General features: G+C 61.5%; 16 protein-coding genes. 3 read left to right on the forward strand and 13 right to left on the reverse strand.

Annotated elements, in window-relative coordinates; genetic code table 11:
* Positions 1–83: 83 nt before the first annotated feature.
* Entirely contained in the window at positions 84–920 is an 837-nt protein-coding gene (locus BMZ19_RS09225; protein ID WP_090310167.1) for a CvfB family protein, read from the forward strand.
* A gap of 6 nt (positions 921–926) precedes the next feature.
* Here BMZ19_RS09225 and msrA read toward each other — a convergent pair whose 3' ends face one another.
* Both msrA and msrB read right to left on the reverse strand, forming a co-directional pair.
* A complete protein-coding gene (gene msrA, locus BMZ19_RS09230; RefSeq protein ID WP_090310168.1) occupies positions 927–1601 on the reverse strand; it encodes a peptide-methionine (S)-S-oxide reductase MsrA in 675 nt (224 codons plus the stop codon).
* Between the two features lie 2 nt (positions 1602–1603).
* On the reverse strand, positions 1604–2122 hold the full coding sequence (gene msrB / locus BMZ19_RS09235) for a peptide-methionine (R)-S-oxide reductase MsrB (RefSeq protein WP_090310170.1): 519 nt from the start codon (positions 2120–2122) through the stop codon (positions 1604–1606).
* Between the two features lie 495 nt (positions 2123–2617).
* Between msrB and BMZ19_RS09240 the strand changes: the two genes are divergently transcribed.
* The gene (locus BMZ19_RS09240; RefSeq protein WP_090310172.1) at positions 2618–3787 is read left to right on the forward strand and encodes a p-hydroxyphenylacetate 3-hydroxylase oxygenase component; all 1170 of its coding nucleotides are present in this window, start codon (positions 2618–2620) and stop codon (positions 3785–3787) included.
* A 91-nt stretch (positions 3788–3878) separates the two neighbouring features.
* Here the strand turns inward: BMZ19_RS09240 and BMZ19_RS09245 are convergent, their stop codons facing one another.
* From BMZ19_RS09245 to BMZ19_RS09255, 3 genes are all read right to left on the reverse strand, one after another.
* Entirely contained in the window at positions 3879–4211 is a 333-nt protein-coding gene (locus BMZ19_RS09245; RefSeq protein WP_090310174.1) for a hypothetical protein, read from the reverse strand.
* 267 nt (positions 4212–4478) lie between these two features.
* Complete coding sequence (locus BMZ19_RS09250) at positions 4479–4874, reverse strand: group II truncated hemoglobin (RefSeq protein WP_090310176.1); 396 nt, start codon at positions 4872–4874, stop codon at positions 4479–4481.
* Between the two features lie 199 nt (positions 4875–5073).
* Positions 5074–5430, reverse strand: coding sequence for a VanZ family protein (locus tag BMZ19_RS09255; protein ID WP_244517145.1), 357 nt, complete (start codon positions 5428–5430; stop codon positions 5074–5076).
* Positions 5431–5543: 113 nt separating this feature from the next.
* Between BMZ19_RS09255 and BMZ19_RS09260 the strand changes: the two genes are divergently transcribed.
* The gene (locus BMZ19_RS09260) at positions 5544–6899 is read left to right on the forward strand and encodes an O-antigen ligase family protein (RefSeq protein ID WP_090310178.1); all 1356 of its coding nucleotides are present in this window, start codon (positions 5544–5546) and stop codon (positions 6897–6899) included.
* A gap of 45 nt (positions 6900–6944) precedes the next feature.
* On the opposite strand, the gene BMZ19_RS09265 is transcribed toward BMZ19_RS09260, so the two are convergent.
* The 8 genes from BMZ19_RS09265 to BMZ19_RS22100 form a co-directional block, all read right to left on the reverse strand.
* Positions 6945–7292 (reverse strand): VanZ family protein, encoded by a 348-nt coding sequence (locus BMZ19_RS09265; protein ID WP_090310180.1) that lies wholly within the window; start codon positions 7290–7292, stop codon positions 6945–6947.
* Complete coding sequence (locus BMZ19_RS09270) at positions 7289–8665, reverse strand: phosphohexomutase domain-containing protein (protein WP_090310182.1); 1377 nt, start codon at positions 8663–8665, stop codon at positions 7289–7291. Before BMZ19_RS09270 ends, BMZ19_RS09265 begins: the two co-directional genes overlap by 4 nt.
* A gap of 102 nt (positions 8666–8767) precedes the next feature.
* Positions 8768–9643: a dTDP-4-dehydrorhamnose reductase gene (rfbD, locus tag BMZ19_RS09275; RefSeq protein WP_090310184.1), complete on the reverse strand. Its 876-nt coding sequence runs from the start codon at positions 9641–9643 to the stop codon at positions 8768–8770.
* 2 nt (positions 9644–9645) lie between these two features.
* Positions 9646–10188 (reverse strand): dTDP-4-dehydrorhamnose 3,5-epimerase, encoded by a 543-nt coding sequence (gene rfbC / locus BMZ19_RS09280; protein WP_090310186.1) that lies wholly within the window; start codon positions 10186–10188, stop codon positions 9646–9648.
* Positions 10185–11063, reverse strand: coding sequence for a glucose-1-phosphate thymidylyltransferase RfbA (gene rfbA, locus BMZ19_RS09285; protein WP_090310189.1), 879 nt, complete (start codon positions 11061–11063; stop codon positions 10185–10187). The genes rfbC and rfbA overlap by 4 nt, the downstream gene beginning before the upstream one ends.
* Positions 11064–11186: 123 nt before the next feature.
* A complete protein-coding gene (gene rfbB / locus BMZ19_RS09290) occupies positions 11187–12254 on the reverse strand; it encodes a dTDP-glucose 4,6-dehydratase (protein ID WP_090310191.1) in 1068 nt (355 codons plus the stop codon).
* Positions 12255–12268: 14 nt separating this feature from the next.
* On the reverse strand, positions 12269–13396 hold the full coding sequence (locus BMZ19_RS09295; protein WP_170847728.1) for a DUF1972 domain-containing protein: 1128 nt from the start codon (positions 13394–13396) through the stop codon (positions 12269–12271).
* A 1-nt stretch (position 13397) separates the two neighbouring features.
* The gene (locus tag BMZ19_RS22100) at positions 13398–14594 is read right to left on the reverse strand and encodes a hypothetical protein (protein WP_139214650.1); all 1197 of its coding nucleotides are present in this window, start codon (positions 14592–14594) and stop codon (positions 13398–13400) included.
* Positions 14595–14598 lie beyond the last annotated feature (4 nt).

The raw sequence follows: 14598 nt of genomic DNA on the forward strand, positions 1-14598 counted from the left end.
GGCGGCGATTGGCCCGCCGACGGGTCGCTGCTTGCCCGGCGATCTCGGCTAGAATGCCGACCCTGGCAATCAAGGTAAGCGACATGGCACTGATCGGGCGTTTCAATTCTCTGCAGGTGGTCAAGCACACCGACTTCGGTCTCTACCTGGACGGTGGTCCGGACGGCGAAATACTCCTGCCGCGGCGCTACATCCCCGCCGGCGAGCCGTGCGAGATCGGCGACTGGCTCAACGTGTTCGTCTATCTGGACAGCGAAGACCGCATCATCGCCACCACGCAGAAACCCAAGGTCCAGGTCGGTGGCTTCGCCAGCCTCAAGGTGGTGGAGATCAGCCATGTCGGCCTGTTCCTCGACTGGGGCCTGCCCAAGGACCTGTTTCTGCCGCATTCCGAGGAAAAGCGCCCGCTGCAGGTTGGCGACTACTGCGTGGTGCACGTCTACCTCGACCCGCGCACCCGGCGCATCACCGCCACCGCGCGGCTGGATCGCTACCTCGACAACACCCAGCCCAACTACAAGCCCGGGCAGGCGGTCGAGCTGCTGGTCGCCGAGCGCACCGACCTCGGCTTCAAGGCCATCGTCAACGGCAAGCACTGGGGGCTGATCCACAAGAACGAGCTGTTCAAGTTCTTGCGCGTGGGCATGCAGGAAACCGGCTACATCCGCGAAGTCCGTGCGGACGGCAAGATCAGCCTGAGCCTGCAACCCATCGGCCAGGGCGCCGCCGACAGCCTGGGCGAGCAGATCCTCGCCAGACTGCGCGCCGAGGGCGGCAGCCTGGCGCTAAGCGACAAGAGTCCGCCGGAACTCATCGCCAAGCTGTTCGGGGTGAGCAAGGGCAACTTCAAGAAGGCCATCGGCGGGTTGTACAAGCAGGGGCTGATCGTGATCCGCGACGAGCGCATCGAGCTGCCCTGAGCCTGCTCACGGCTTTTTCCCCCACAGCTCCTCCAGGCGCGCATCGCGACCGCAGCGGGTGCGATAGAAGTGGTAGCGCAGCGGGTTCTTGCGGTAGTAGTCCTGATGGTATTCCTCGGCCGGATAGAAAGTGCCGGCGGGGAGGATCTCGGTAACGACCGGTTTGGCAAAGCGTCCCGAGGCCTGCAGTTGGGCCTTCGACGCCTCGGCCAGGCGCTGCTGCTCGGGGCTGCGATAGAAGATCGCGCTGCGGTACTGCGAGCCGATGTCGCAGAACTGGCCGGTGGCGGTCAGCGGGTCGATGTTCGGCCAGAAGGCCGCCAGCAGCTTGGCATAGCTGGTCTGCGCCGGGTCGAAGCGCACCAGCACGGACTCAATATGGCCACTGCCGCCCGCCGACACCTGCTCGTAGGTCGGGTTGGCCAGGCTGCCGCCGGTATACCCCGAGGTGGTGGACAGCACCCCCGGTACCTTGTCGAAATCCGACTCCATGCACCAGAAGCAGCCGCCGGCGAAAATCGCCGTGGCCGCCGGGGCGTCGGCCGTGCTGGTCGTTGCCGGGCTGTCGGCCGCGAGGGCCTGGGGCAGGCCCGCTTCCATCGCTACCGCCACCAGCAGCGCCAGCAGCAGGGAGTGCAAACGGCCGGCGCATGGCCGCGGCCTGGCAATCGGGCGAATCATCGTCAGCTCCTCAATTCGGGCAGAGGTTCGGCGCGCGGCACGAAACGCAGTGCCAGACCGTTGTTGCACCAGCGCTCGCCCCGTGGCGGCGGGCCGTCGTCGAACAGGTGACCCTGGTGTCCGCCGCAGCGCACACAGTGGTACTCGATGCGTGGCCAGATCAGCTTGAAATCGCGCTTGCGGCCGACATGGGCCTCGTCGAGCGGCTGGGTGAAGCTCGGCCAGCCGGTTTTGCTGTCGTACTTGTGCCGGCTGTCGAACAGCGGCAGGTAGCAGGCCGCGCAGACGAAGGTGCCGTCGCGGTGCTCGTCGTTCAGCGGGCTGCTGCCCGCCGGTTCGGTGTCGCCCTCGAACAGCACGCGCCACGCCGCCGCCGAGAGCAGCGGACGCCATTCGCTGGCCGGCTTGGCCAGTGGTGTCAGCGTGGCGGATGAAGCCGCCAGCGCCGTCCGCACGTGGTTACCGAGCAGCGCCCAGGCCGGCAACAGGGCCAGCCCCTGGAGCAGAAGTCGTCGCTTCATGGTCGCTCTCCCATGCATGGGTGGTGTACGAAGATTAGACAGACGTCGCCTTCTGGCGTTACAGCCGGCGTGCTCATTCGTCCGCTGATGGGGCATCGCTGGACGGCTTGGTCGAGAATTGTGCCTGCCTGGGTGCTGGGCCACGAAAATTACATCGCGCGCTGCTGGCTTAAACCTGTGCTTGGAAATTATTTCTTAAAAAACAATGACTTATTGTTTTGTTTGGTGGTCATCTTGGCTTTTTCGGGGCGATTAAGGCTCATGTGGCAACAATGGATTTCCATGAAAAATGCAATATTGTCCATGAAAGATGCATTCTGTCCGCAGGATTACGCCCCCATAATGCCCCCACGGACCGCTGGCCGGTCGGGCGCATTGCCCGCAAGTCGACCAAACTGAATGGGTGGCTGCTGTTGCCCATGCATCCCGGAGCCTCGGGTCCACTACGTGCATCGACAGTACCCACACAATAAGTATCTGCCTGGACATATCGCCATGAAACGACCGAATCCCATGCTCGAGAAGCTGCAAACCATTCTGCCGGCCATCGCAGCCAACGCCGCCCGGGCAGAGCTTGAGCGCAAGGTGCCGGACGAGAACATCGCCCTGCTGAAGAGCATCGGTATGCATCGTGTTTTCCAGCCTAAGGCATACGGCGGTCTGGAAATCTCCCTGCCCGAGTTCACCGACTGCGTGGCTGCCTTGGCCGGCGCCTGCGGCGGTACTGCCTGGGCGTTCAGCCTGCTGTGCACCCACAGCCACCAGCTGGCGATGTTCCCCAAGCAACTGCAGGACGAGATCTGGGGCGAAAACCCGGATGCCACCGCCAGCAGCAGCATCGCACCGTTCAGCACCATCGAGGAAACCGAGGGCGGCGTGCTGCTCAGCGGCGAGATGGGCTGGAGCAGCGGCTGCGACCACGCCGAGTGGGCCATCGTCGGCATGCGCCGCAAGAATGCCGAAGGCGAGCTGGTCTACAGCTTCGGCGTACTGCCGCGCAGTGACTACGAGATCCGCGACGACTGGTACGCCGTCGGCATGCGCAGCAGCGGCTCGAAGACCCTGGTGATCAAGAATGCCTTCATCCCCAACTACCGCATCCAGGCGGCCAAGGACATGATGGAAGGCCGCTCCGCCGGCCGCGATCTGTACCCGGACAGCAAGATCTTCCACACCCCGTACCGTCCGTACTTTGCCTGCGGCTTCGCCGCCATCAGCCTCGGCGTCGCCGAGCGCATGCTGGCCGCGTTCAAGGAAAAGCAGCAGAACCGCGTGCGGGCCTACACCGGAGCCAACGTGGGTGCTTCCATCCCGGCGCTGATGCGTCTGGCAGAGTCGACCCATCAGGTTGCCGCCGCCCGCGCCTTCATGGAGAAGACCTGGGAAGAGCACGCCGAATTTGGCGAGCGCCATCAGTTCCCGACCCGTGCCGAGCTGGCCTACTGGCGTACCAACCAGGGCTACGCCGTGAAGATGTGCATCGCCGCCGTCGACCGCCTGTTCGAGGCTGCCGGCGCCACCAGCTGGTTCGACAACAGCGAAATCCAGCGCCTGTTCCGCGACTCGCACATGACCGGCGCGCATGCCTACACCGACTACGACGTCTGTGCGCAGATCCTCGGCCGCGAGCTGATGGGGCTGGAGCCGGACCCGACCATGGTCTGAGTCGGCCAGTAACGAAGAAAGGGGTTGCCGCGAGGCAACCCCCTTTTGCTGTCTGGTGCCAGCCCGCCAGCGAGTGTGGCGGGCTGAGCGGTCAGTCGATGCGCGTGAAGGTGGCGGTACCGATGCCCTCGATCTGCTGGATCAGCCTGTCGCCGCCATCCTCGATGCGCGCGTGCAGCAGGGCGGCGCCGTGCTTGTCGCGGGCGGTCACGTAGTCGCCGCTGTGCTCCCAGGTGCTGATCGCCGTCGTGTTGTCGCCCTCGCGGATGTACTGCGGGGTCAGCTCGACGGTGGCGCTCCTGACCTGGACGCCCATGGCCTCCATGGTCATGGCGTAGGTGCCTTCAATGGCGTTGCCGGCAATGGCGGTATTGGCCAGGGCGGCCAGCAGGAGAGCGAGGGAGGAGAGGGAGCGAGTCTTCATGATGGCGGGCCTTCCTTGTCGATGGCGGATCACGGTCGCACGGGGCGGATGCAGGCTTGCACGGCGGCATGTTTGCAGAGGCAACCTCGCCACATTCGGCGGGATCTTGCTGCGACCTGTGGAGCCAGCTTAGGCAGCCAAGGTCAGTGGTTTGTTGATCTATGTCGTGGAAAAGCCTGCAGTTAGATGAACTTTGCATGACAGGAGCGCTTTCCTGCGTGCGAAAAAAAGCCCCGCATAGAGCGGGGCTTTGGCCGGCACTCGCCATCAGGCGGACGCGGATGTCTCGCGGTTGCGGATCATGTCGGCGATGGCCTGCAGCGGCTGCTTGAGCATCGTCTTGACCTCCTCGCTGGCGCCGACCTGCTCCAGCGCGCGGTCCATGCACAGCAGCCACTGGTCGCGCTCCTTCGGGCCGATGGCAAAGGGACGGTGCGGGCCGGTCATGCAGATCGAGCCGTACTTCTGCGCATACAGATGCGGGCCGCCCAGCCAGCCGGAGAGGAACTCGAACAGCTTCTGGCGAATCCCCGACAGATCCTCGCCATGCATGCGGCGAATGTCCGCCGCCTCCGGCAGTTGCTCCATGCAGTCGTAGAAGGCCTCGCACAGACGGCGCACGCCATCTTCGCCGCCGAGCAGTTGGTAAGGGGTGTTGTTCATGGCTGCACTCCGCCAGTTTTCTTCGGAAAGTGGCTGATCTTGCCTGAGTGCAGCGCTGGGGAATTGACCTGGGTCAGTGGTCGGAACAGCCCAAGAGCTTCGCCCCGAGGTCGGGTCTCCCACAAGAGCATGGGGCACGCCAGACCTGCAGGAGGCGCGACCTCGCGGCGATGCGAGCCGCAGGCCCGCCATCAATGGCTCAAGACTGCTCCTGCAATCGACGCATCACCGGTACCGCCAGCAGATAGCCCAGCACCATGCCGACCACATCTGCCACCAGGTCCTGGTATTCACTGAAGCGGTAGCCAGTCATGAATTGCAGGTTTTCGATCAGCGCACCGTAGGCCAGCAAGCCAAGGAGCAGCAGGACACGCTGGGCGGGAAATGACATGCGGCCCAGGAAGGTGAGCACGGTGAAGGCCAGGACGTGGTTACCCTTGTCCCATCCGGTGTTGAGCAGCGCGGAGGGGTTTTTCATCAGCGCCAGGGTCAGGACACTCACCAGGCAGATGACGAACGCCAATTGCCAGACAGTCCGGGGGATACGATAAAGCATTGCGTGCCATTCGGTTGGTGGAGAAAAGGATGTTCCTTATACTGCCGTCCCTTTCTGAGACGATAGCTGCCCACCGACAGGTTGAGGTGGCCAAGCACGGATGATCCCGCACAATGCACCAGACTTCCAATCGCCTCGAGCGATTCCTGATCGCTTCGGTCCTTGTCCTGCTGGTGTGGCTGCCTCTGCCGCTGGGCAGCAACCGCGAGTGGGCGGTCGGGCTATTTGTCGCGCTGACCGGCGTGCTGGCCGGCATCTGGAGCCTGGCGCTGTTGCGCAATCGGCTGTCCGAGAGCAAGGCGCTCCAGCCGGCCCTGCCGATGTTCGGCCTGTTGCTGGCTGCTCAGGCGTGGGTGGCGGTGCAGTGGCTGGGTGGGCTGACCGTCGATGTCGGCGCCACCTTCCAATACCTGATGCTGGGCATCGCCTACAGCCTGCTGTTCCTGCTGATCGTCAGCCTGTTCCATACCCGCAAGCGCCTGACCTGGCTGCTGGGCACGCTAGTGGTCAGTGGCACCTTCCAGGCTTTCCATGGCGCATTCATGACCCTGTCGGGGATCGAATGGCATCTGCTCACCGCCAAGACCAGCTACACCGGTGATGCCACCGGCACCTTCGTCAACCGCAACCACCTGGCAGGCTATCTGGAGATCACCCTGGCCTGCGGTATCGGCCTGCTGCTGGCGCTGCGCGATGGGCGGCCGTTCCGCTGGGTCAACCTGCTGGAAATGCTCATGGGTGCCAAGGCACGGCTGCGCCTGGCTCTGGTGGTCATGGTCATCGCCCTGGTGATGACCCATTCGCGCGGTGGCAACGCCGCCTTCTTCACCGCGCTGATGGTCATCGGCGGCATCTTCGTCCTGCGCGACAAGGACAATCGACTGCGCAATGGCCTGATCCTGGCCAGCATCCTGCTCATCGACGTACTGGTGATCAGCCAGTACTTCGGCCTGGAGCGGCTCAAGGACCGCATGCTGAACACCCGCCTGACCGACGTGGTGGTGGCCGGCGAGGTGGTGCAGCAGGCTAACGAGGTGCGCGACGACGTGTTCCGCTACGCGATCCCGTTGGCGCAGGACAAGCCGCTGACTGGGCAGGGTGCCGGCAGCTTCGAGTCGGTGTTCCCCAGATACCCGGGCGAGGACATCCGCCTGCATTTCGACCACGCGCACAACGACTACCTGCAGTTCGCCATCGAGTACGGCCTGCTCGGCTGCCTGCCGCTGCTGGCTTTCGTGCTGCTGGCCCTGTGGCGGGCGCTGCAGGCGCTGTGGCGGCGGGAATCGCTGTATCGCAGCGGCGTCGGTTTCGGCGCGGCGGTGGGCATCATCGCCATCGCCATTCACTCATTGACCGACTTCAACCTGCAGATTCCGGCCAACGCGGCGACCCTGGTGGTGCTCTGCGCCATCGCGGTGCTGGCCAATCGGCACAGCAATCCGCGGCGCAAGGACAGCCTCGGCGAGTGAGTTCGGGAAGGGTTCGGGGAGGGCAGTAGGCAGCCGGACGGTTGCCTACTGCGAGGGCAGCCGATGTTGGCGTGATGCCTGCCAGATATACCAGGCCAACCAGGCCAGCAGCACGCCAAGCAGATTGGCGGCGATATCCAGTTCGCTGAACTGCCGGGCCGGCTGCACAAACTTCTGCAGCCACTCAAGCAAGGGGGCCAGCGCCAGCAGCCCGCTCCACAACAGCCAACCGCTAGCCTGGGGGAAGGCCAGGCGGGCGGTCAGCGCCAGGGCACCGAAGGCCAGCAGATGCAGGGCCTTGTCCGAATGTTCGAACAGCTCGGGGGGCGACTCGGCGCGGAATATGCCGTAGGACAGCAGCGCCGAGCAGACAGCGAACAGCAGCAGCCTCAACCCGGAACGCCGCCGATCTGGGCCAGCAGCTCGGCCGTCCTGGCCTGCATCAGTGGCGCATCGCCGCGGCTTTCCACATTAAGGCGGATCACCGGCTCGGTGTTGGAGGCGCGCAGGTTGAAGCGCCACTCGGCGAATTCCACACTGAGGCCGTCGGTGTAGTCGACCTGCGCGGCATCGCCGACATAGATCGACTCGATGCGCTGGATGACCGCGGCGGCATCGGCGACCTTAAGGTTGATCTCGCCGGAGGAGGGGAAGGCGGCGATCCGCTCGCCGACCAGGCTGGACAGCGACTGGTTACGGACACAGATCAGCTCGGCCACCAGCAGCCAGGGGATCATCCCGCTGTCGCAGTAGGCGAAGTCGCGGAAGTAGTGGTGCGCACTCATCTCGCCACCGTAGATGGCGTTCTCCTCGCGCATGCGCTGCTTGATGAAGGCATGGCCGGCCTTGCACTGCACCGGCTCGCCGCCGTTGGCCTCGACGATGTCCAGGGTATTCCAGGTCAGACGCGGGTCGTGGATGATGCGCGCGCCGGCTTCCTTGTGCAGGAAGGCCTCGGCCAGCAGGCCGACTATGTAGTAACCCTCGATGAACTGACCCTGCTCATCGAACAGGATGCAACGGTCGAAGTCGCCATCCCAGGCAATGCCCAGATCGGCGCCATGGGCCAGTACCGCGTCGCGGGTGGCGGCACGGTTGTCCTCCAGCATCGGGTTGGGAATGCCGTTGGGGAAGCTGCCGTCCGGCTGGTGGTTGATCTTGATGAGTTCGAATGGCACACCGCGGGCCTTGAGCGCCGCCTCGATGGCATCCAGTGCCGGACCGGCGGCGCCGTTGCCAGCATTGACCACCAGCTTCAGCGGCTTGAGCGTGCTGCAGTCGATGTAGGACAGCAGATGCTCGACGAACGCCTGGCGGCAATCCACTTGACGCAGTTCGCCCTGCACCGCCGCCGGTGCAGCGAACTCGGCCTTCTCGGCGAGCAGGCGGATCTGTTCCAGACCGGTGTCACGACTGATCGGTTGTGAGCCCTCGCGAACCAGCTTGAAGCCGTTGTAGTCGATCGGGTTGTGCGAGGCGGTGACCTCGATACCGCCGTCGGCGCCCAGGTGCCAGGTGGCGAAATACACCTCCTCGGTGCCGGTCATGCCCAGATCCAGCACATTCACGCCAGCTTCGCAGAGGCCGCGGCTCAGCGCCTTCTTGAGGGCCGGCGAGGTTTCACGGATATCGCCGCCGAGCACCACCGTACCGGGCTTGAGCCATTCGGCGTAGGCGCGGGCGATGCGGTAGGCGATGTCCTCGTTCAGCTCGCGGCCCAGCTGGCCGCGAATGTCATAGGCTTTGAAGCAGGTCAGAGTTGTCATGAGAGGTACTTCGGCGGCGTCCTGCCGCATGGGTTGATGATGGAGATCGGGTTGCCGGAGCTGTCGATCACGGCGGTACGGGCCGCAGGCCCGCCAAAACCATCAGGCCAGCTCGCGCAGCACCAGTCCCAATTCCTCGCGCCAGTCTGCCTGGGCGATATCGTGGGCTTCATGCAGTTTGCTGCAATCCAGCACCGACCACGCTGGGCGGGTGGCCGGAGTCGGGTAGTCAGTCGTGGCGATGGCGCGCACGACGGGCACGCGCTCCAGCAGCCCCAGTTCATGCGCCTGGCGGAAAATCTCCAGGGCGAACTCATGCCATGTACAGGCCGGCGTGCCAGCGTAGTGATACACCCCCCACTGCAGCGCGCCGTGGTCACGGTATTGCACCGCCAGGGTCCACAGTGCGCGGGCGATGCTGGCCGCCGAGGTCGGGCAGCCGTGCTGATCGGCCACCACGCCCAGCTCCTCGCGCTCGCGGCCCAGGCGCAGCATGGTCTTGACGAAATTGTTGCCGTGCGCGCCGAACACCCAGCTGGTGCGCAGGATGATGTTCCGGCTGCAATTGGCCGCCAGCATCACCTCGCCGCCCAGCTTGCTGGCGCCGTATACCCCGGTGGGGCCGACAGGGTCGGATTCCCGGTACGGCTCGCGGGCATCGCCGGCAAACACGTAGTCGGTGGAAATGTGGAATACAGGAATACCCAGCCGCTCGGCGGCAATCGCCAAGTTGGCCACGCCATCGCGGTTCACCGCCCAGGCGCGCTCCGCATCGCTTTCGGCCTTGTCCACCGCGGTATAGGCCGCGGCGTTGATGATCAGCTGCGGCTGGAACTCTGCGACGACTTTCGCCACCTGGGCGGCGTTGCCGATATCCAGCGCGGTCGAGCCCAGACCGTGGACCTGGAAGCCCTCGGGAGCCAGGCGCAGCAGCTCGTGGCCGACCTGGCCGCGAGCACCGGTGATCAGTACGCGCATGCTCACCCTTCCTTGCCCAGCAGCTGGCGCAGGGTCGGATTCAGCTGATCCTTGGCCGACAGCTGCGGCGCCTCTACCGGCCAGGGAATGTTCACGTCCGGATCGTTCCACAGCAGACCGCCCTCATCCGCGGGGAAGTACAGGTCGGTGCACTTGTACTGGAAGTCGGCGATGTCGCTGATCACGCAGAAACCATGGGCATAACCTGGCGGAATCCACAGCTGGCGATGGTTGTCGTCGCTGAGCTCGACACCGACGAACTGGCCGCAGGTCGGCGACGTCGGGTCGATGTCCACCGCCACGTCATACACCGCGCCGCGGCTGACGCTGACCAGCTTGCCCTGGGGGCGGGTGCGCTGGAAATGCAGGCCGCGCAGTACCCCGCGCGGCGAGCGCGAGTGGTTGTCCTGCACGAAGGGCAGGGTGATGCCCGCCTCGCGATAGCGCTCGACCTGAAAGGTCTCGATGAAGAAACCACGCTGATCGCCGAACACCTTCGGCTCGATGATCAGCACCCCCGGCAGCGCCGTTTCGATGACCTTCATTGGGCCGCCTCCTGGGTCAGCAGGCGCCGCAGGTACTGACCGTAGCCGGTCTTGCTCAGCGCTTCGGCCTGGCGTGCCAGTTGCTCGGCCGACAGCCAGCCCTGGTGGTAGGCGATTTCCTCCAGGCAGGCGACCTTGAGCCCCTGGCGCGCCTCGATGGTGTGCACGAAGTGGCTGGCCTCCATCAGCGAATCATGGGTGCCGGTGTCCAGCCAGGCGAAGCCGCGGCCGAGCAGGCTCACGTGCAGGTCGCCGCGCTGCAGATAGGCATTGTTCACATCGGTGATTTCCAGTTCGCCTCGCGGGGATGGCTTCACCTGCTTGGCGATCTCGACCACCGAGTTGTCGTAGAAATACAGGCCGGTGACCGCGTAGTGGGACTTGGGCGCCTTGGGCTTTTCCTCGATGGAAATCGCCTTGCCGGCGGTGTCGAACTCCACCACGCCGAAACGCTCCGGGTCGCTGACGTGGTAGCCGAACACGGTCGCACCATTGTCGCGGCTGGCCGCCTCGCGCAGCATGGCGCTGAAGCCGTAACCGTAGAAGATGTTGTCGCCTAGGATCAGGCACACACTGCTGTCGCCGATGAACTCCTCGCCGATCAGGAACGCCTGGGCCAGGCCGTCCGGCGAAGGCTGCTCGGCATAGCTCAGCGCAATGCCGAACGCGGAGCCGTCGCCCAGCAGCTTGCGGAAGTTGGGCAGGTCTTCCGGCGTGGAGATGATCAGCACCTCGCGGATTCCGGCCAGCATCAGCACCGACAGCGGGTAGTAGATCATCGGTTTGTCGTAGATCGGCAGCAGCTGCTTGGACACGCCACGGGTGATCGGGTGCAAACGGGTGCCGGAACCGCCGGCGAGAATGATGCCTTTCACGTCAAAAAAATCCTTCAAAATAAGATGAAGCCGACAGCCACAATCGAGGCCCGCCGCGCTCTTGTAGGAGGCCCGCCCGGGGCGAAGCTCTTGATCTGTAATGCTCCTACGCAACCCCGCGTATCAGGACTCGCCCAGCCTCCCCAGGCGATAGTCACCAGTCAACACCCGCTGCCACCACTGGCGGTTGTCCAGGTACCACTGCACAGTCTTTCGGATGCCCGACTCGAAGGTTTCCTGCGGCACCCAGCCCAGCTCGCGCGCGATCTTCGACGCATCGATGGCATAGCGCAGGTCATGGCCGGGACGATCCCTGACGAAGGTGATCAGGTCGCGATACTGCGTGACACCCGCCGGCTTGTTCGGTGCCAGCTCTTCCAGCAGGTCGCAGAGGGTTTCCACCACCTCGAGATTGCGCTTCTCGTTGTGGCCGCCGATGTTGTAGGTCTCGCCCACCTGGCCACGGGTGACCACCTCGACCAGCGCCCGGGCGTGATCTTCCACATACAGCCAGTCGCGGATCTGCGCGCCGTCCCCGTACACCGGCAGCGGCTTGCCGGCGAGGGCGTTGAGGATCACGTGCGGGATCAGCTTCTCGGGGAAATGGAACGGCCCGTAGTTGTTCGAGCAGTTGGTGACCAGCACCGGCAGCCCGTAGGTGCGTTGCCAGGCACGGACTAGATGGTCGGAGCTGGCCTTGGACGCCGAGTAGGGCGAGCTGGGCGCGTAGGGCGTGGTTTCGGTGAACAGGTCGTCGGTGCCTTCCAAGTCGCCGTACACCTCGTCGGTGGAAATGTGGTGGAAGCGGAAGGCTTCTTTCACCTTGGGAGCCAGGCCGTTCCAGTAGCGCCGCGCCGCTTCCAGCAGGGTGTAGGTGCCGACGATGTTGGTCTGGATAAAGTCGCTCGGGCCGTCGATGGAGCGGTCGACGTGCGACTCGGCCGCCAGGTGCATCACCCCATCCGGACGGAACTCTGCGAATACCCTATCCAGCGCGGCGGCATCGCAGATATCCACCTGATAGAAACGGTAGCGCGGCGAGTCGGCCACCGTGGCCAGCGACTCCAGGTTGCCGGCGTAGGTCAGCTTGTCGAGGTTGGCGACTTCGTAGGGAGTATTCAGGATCAGGTGGCGAACCACGGCCGAGCCGATGAAGCCGGCACCACCGGTGACGAGAATTCGGGAACTCATAAAGACACTCTTGATTATTTGGTGGGATACCACCGGGTCAGCAGTTCTTCGTACTCACGTAAAACTAGGTCCCAAGTGAAGCGCTCATGGAATCGTACGCGGCTGGCTGCTTTCATCCGTACGACGGCAGCATCATCTATCAGCATTCGGTCGAACAGATCAGCGCAAGCCGTTTCGTCTTTGAAATAGACGGCCTCGGGGCCCGCTACCCAGCGGTTGAAGTGATTGTCGTGGGCAATTACGGCACAACCTGCACCCAAAGCCTCGACCAGTGATGGGTTTGTACCGCCGACACGGTGGCCGTGTAGATAAAAACGGCTATAAAAACGGAGGGCTTGAACTACTGGAGCTTCATATATGGCTCCGGGAAATATAACCTCGTCGCTGGCTGCATCCATAACTTGGCGATGGAATGGATTGCTGTCCGGCTTAAAGTTGCCGAGTACCACCAGTCGATGGTCACGCGGAACCTGGCTGAAGGCCCTGACCATTTCTAAGAAAGAGTTCTCCGGTTCTGGACGCGCAATAATAACGGAGAACCCACCCGGTTGGATGTTGTAAGGCGTTAGCAGGGACGCATCAGCACTGGTTACCTCATCGCCACCATAGGGAATCATGGTGATCTTATTGGCACTGACGCGAGTCGCAAGGTGATCCTTTATTTTGGGATGGTCGGCGATCAGATGGTTACCGACCCAGCAACCCATCCGCTCATTCAGCCAGAACCAGATTTTAGCAATAAGCCCCCATTTGTCGCGGCGCCACTCAATGCCATCCATATTGATTAGGTTTTTCTGCCCTTTTATGCGCTGCAGTACATTGAATATCGCAGTGTTATATCCGAGGGTAAGAATCAAACCTTTTTTGCTTGAGGCGTTAATTGAACTCTTGAGGTCAAAAATAATTGTACCAATAGCTCCTGGCTGGCTGGTCGGTATTTTGATTAGCCTTATCCCATTCCATTCAGATGTTCTTATGGGTCCCTTGCCGTCTTCTTGGCAATATACGTGGATTCGCCATCCCTTGGATTTCAAGTACATAGAAAGTTGCTCTGCAAAGGTTTCAAAGCCACCATGCTGTGCAGGTATTCCACGTGTGCCAAGGATGTATAGATTGCGCGATATAGAGCTTTTGTTGGTCATTTTAGTTGCTTGGCATGTTTAGAGCTTGAATGGGTGTTTTGGATCTTGCGATATAGCCGCAGAAGAACGCTGCGGGCATAATTGATAAAAAGTTAAATGAGTTTTCAGAAAGAAATCCAAGAGCTACTTGTGTGATCAGAATTAGTGGAATAGTGCTATTTATAGTTAACGCCTGCTTGAGTTGATAAGCTAAAAGAATGCTCCATATCAGGGTGCCGGCAATGCCAACTTGCCCAATTAACGCACCTATAAAGCTATCTCCGATGCCAGAGTCGTTTGTCGCATACATTGCACTAACATTGCCGGCTTCCCCGAGCCCTTTCCCGAAAACTGATAGGCTGCCAATGCTATTCACAAGGCCTCTGAAGTGTGAATCAAAACCTGCGTGTGTTGCTATGAAGGTCAATCCTATTACAGTGGCAGCTAAGCATAGAGAAATCTTCAGAGCGAAAGAGATTCTTGATCTGTATAGAGCTATTAGTATCAGCTGGAAGATTGCGGCTTTAGAGAAAGATATTATTACGGAGAGCAAAAATAAGTATTTTAGCCTCTTGAGGCCCATTATGCTGGAGAGGAAAAACCAGAAAACCATCGCATGCCCAAAGTTCACTGGATCTAAGAAGGTCGATGATGCCCGCAAAAAACCGGTCACTCCGTTAAACTCATTGAAAACAGGTAGTGGCTCTATAAGAACAAATGGATACCCTATGGATAGAACGCCGATGTTCTTTAGCTCGAAGTACTCCCTGATAAATGGCGACCACAAATGAGTGAACCGTTCAATCACGCCTATAGATGCTATGATCACGCCCACTGCCAATATATGTTTTATTGTATTTTCTTGTGTTGTTTTTGTTTTGCTTGAGAGGAGTGCTCCGAGAGATATTATCAAGAAGACTGTTATTATTTGACGAAGGCCTGAGAGAGCTGCTATTGGCGGGGTTTCATTGTTTGCTGAGATTATAAGGAAAACCGCCGCGTACGCAGCAATCAAGGATATGTATATTATGTCTTTATGGTTTACTCGGAATGCCACCAGTGATAAGGCGATTATCGAGAATAGGGCGATGTCTTTTAGAGCTATTGCTACAGATGCTGATGGGCCTATAAAGTGAATTAGAAGAGCTGCTGCTATATTCGCAAAGCAGCAGACGACAAAGAATAGCAGAGTGGTTCTCGGCTTGTTTATGGTGAGCATATGC

The organism is Pseudomonas linyingensis (genome assembly GCF_900109175.1).
Lineage (GTDB): Bacteria > Pseudomonadota > Gammaproteobacteria > Pseudomonadales > Pseudomonadaceae > Geopseudomonas > Geopseudomonas linyingensis.

Bases quoted from the DNA above. Each gene is read 5' to 3' on its own strand.
- BMZ19_RS09225 (WP_090310167.1), top strand. From the start codon at position 84: ATGGCACTGATCGGGCGTTTCAATTCTCTGCAGGTGGTCAAGCACACC.
- msrA (WP_090310168.1), bottom strand. From the start codon at position 1,601: ATGATTCGCCCGATTGCCAGGCCGCGGCCATGCGCCGGCCGTTTGCAC.
- msrB (WP_090310170.1), bottom strand. From the start codon at position 2,122: ATGAAGCGACGACTTCTGCTCCAGGGGCTGGCCCTGTTGCCGGCCTGG.
- BMZ19_RS09240 (WP_090310172.1), top strand. From the start codon at position 2,618: ATGAAACGACCGAATCCCATGCTCGAGAAGCTGCAAACCATTCTGCCG.
- BMZ19_RS09245 (WP_090310174.1), bottom strand. From the start codon at position 4,211: ATGAAGACTCGCTCCCTCTCCTCCCTCGCTCTCCTGCTGGCCGCCCTG.
- BMZ19_RS09250 (WP_090310176.1), bottom strand. From the start codon at position 4,874: ATGAACAACACCCCTTACCAACTGCTCGGCGGCGAAGATGGCGTGCGC.
- BMZ19_RS09255 (WP_244517145.1), bottom strand. From the start codon at position 5,430: ATGCTTTATCGTATCCCCCGGACTGTCTGGCAATTGGCGTTCGTCATC.
- BMZ19_RS09260 (WP_090310178.1), top strand. From the start codon at position 5,544: ATGCACCAGACTTCCAATCGCCTCGAGCGATTCCTGATCGCTTCGGTC.
- BMZ19_RS09270 (WP_090310182.1), bottom strand. From the start codon at position 8,665: ATGACAACTCTGACCTGCTTCAAAGCCTATGACATTCGCGGCCAGCTG.
- rfbD (WP_090310184.1), bottom strand. From the start codon at position 9,643: ATGCGCGTACTGATCACCGGTGCTCGCGGCCAGGTCGGCCACGAGCTG.
- rfbC (WP_090310186.1), bottom strand. From the start codon at position 10,188: ATGAAGGTCATCGAAACGGCGCTGCCGGGGGTGCTGATCATCGAGCCG.
- rfbB (WP_090310191.1), bottom strand. From the start codon at position 12,254: ATGAGTTCCCGAATTCTCGTCACCGGTGGTGCCGGCTTCATCGGCTCG.
- BMZ19_RS09295 (WP_170847728.1), bottom strand. From the start codon at position 13,396: ATGACCAACAAAAGCTCTATATCGCGCAATCTATACATCCTTGGCACA.
- BMZ19_RS22100 (WP_139214650.1), bottom strand. From the start codon at position 14,594: ATGCTCACCATAAACAAGCCGAGAACCACTCTGCTATTCTTTGTCGTC.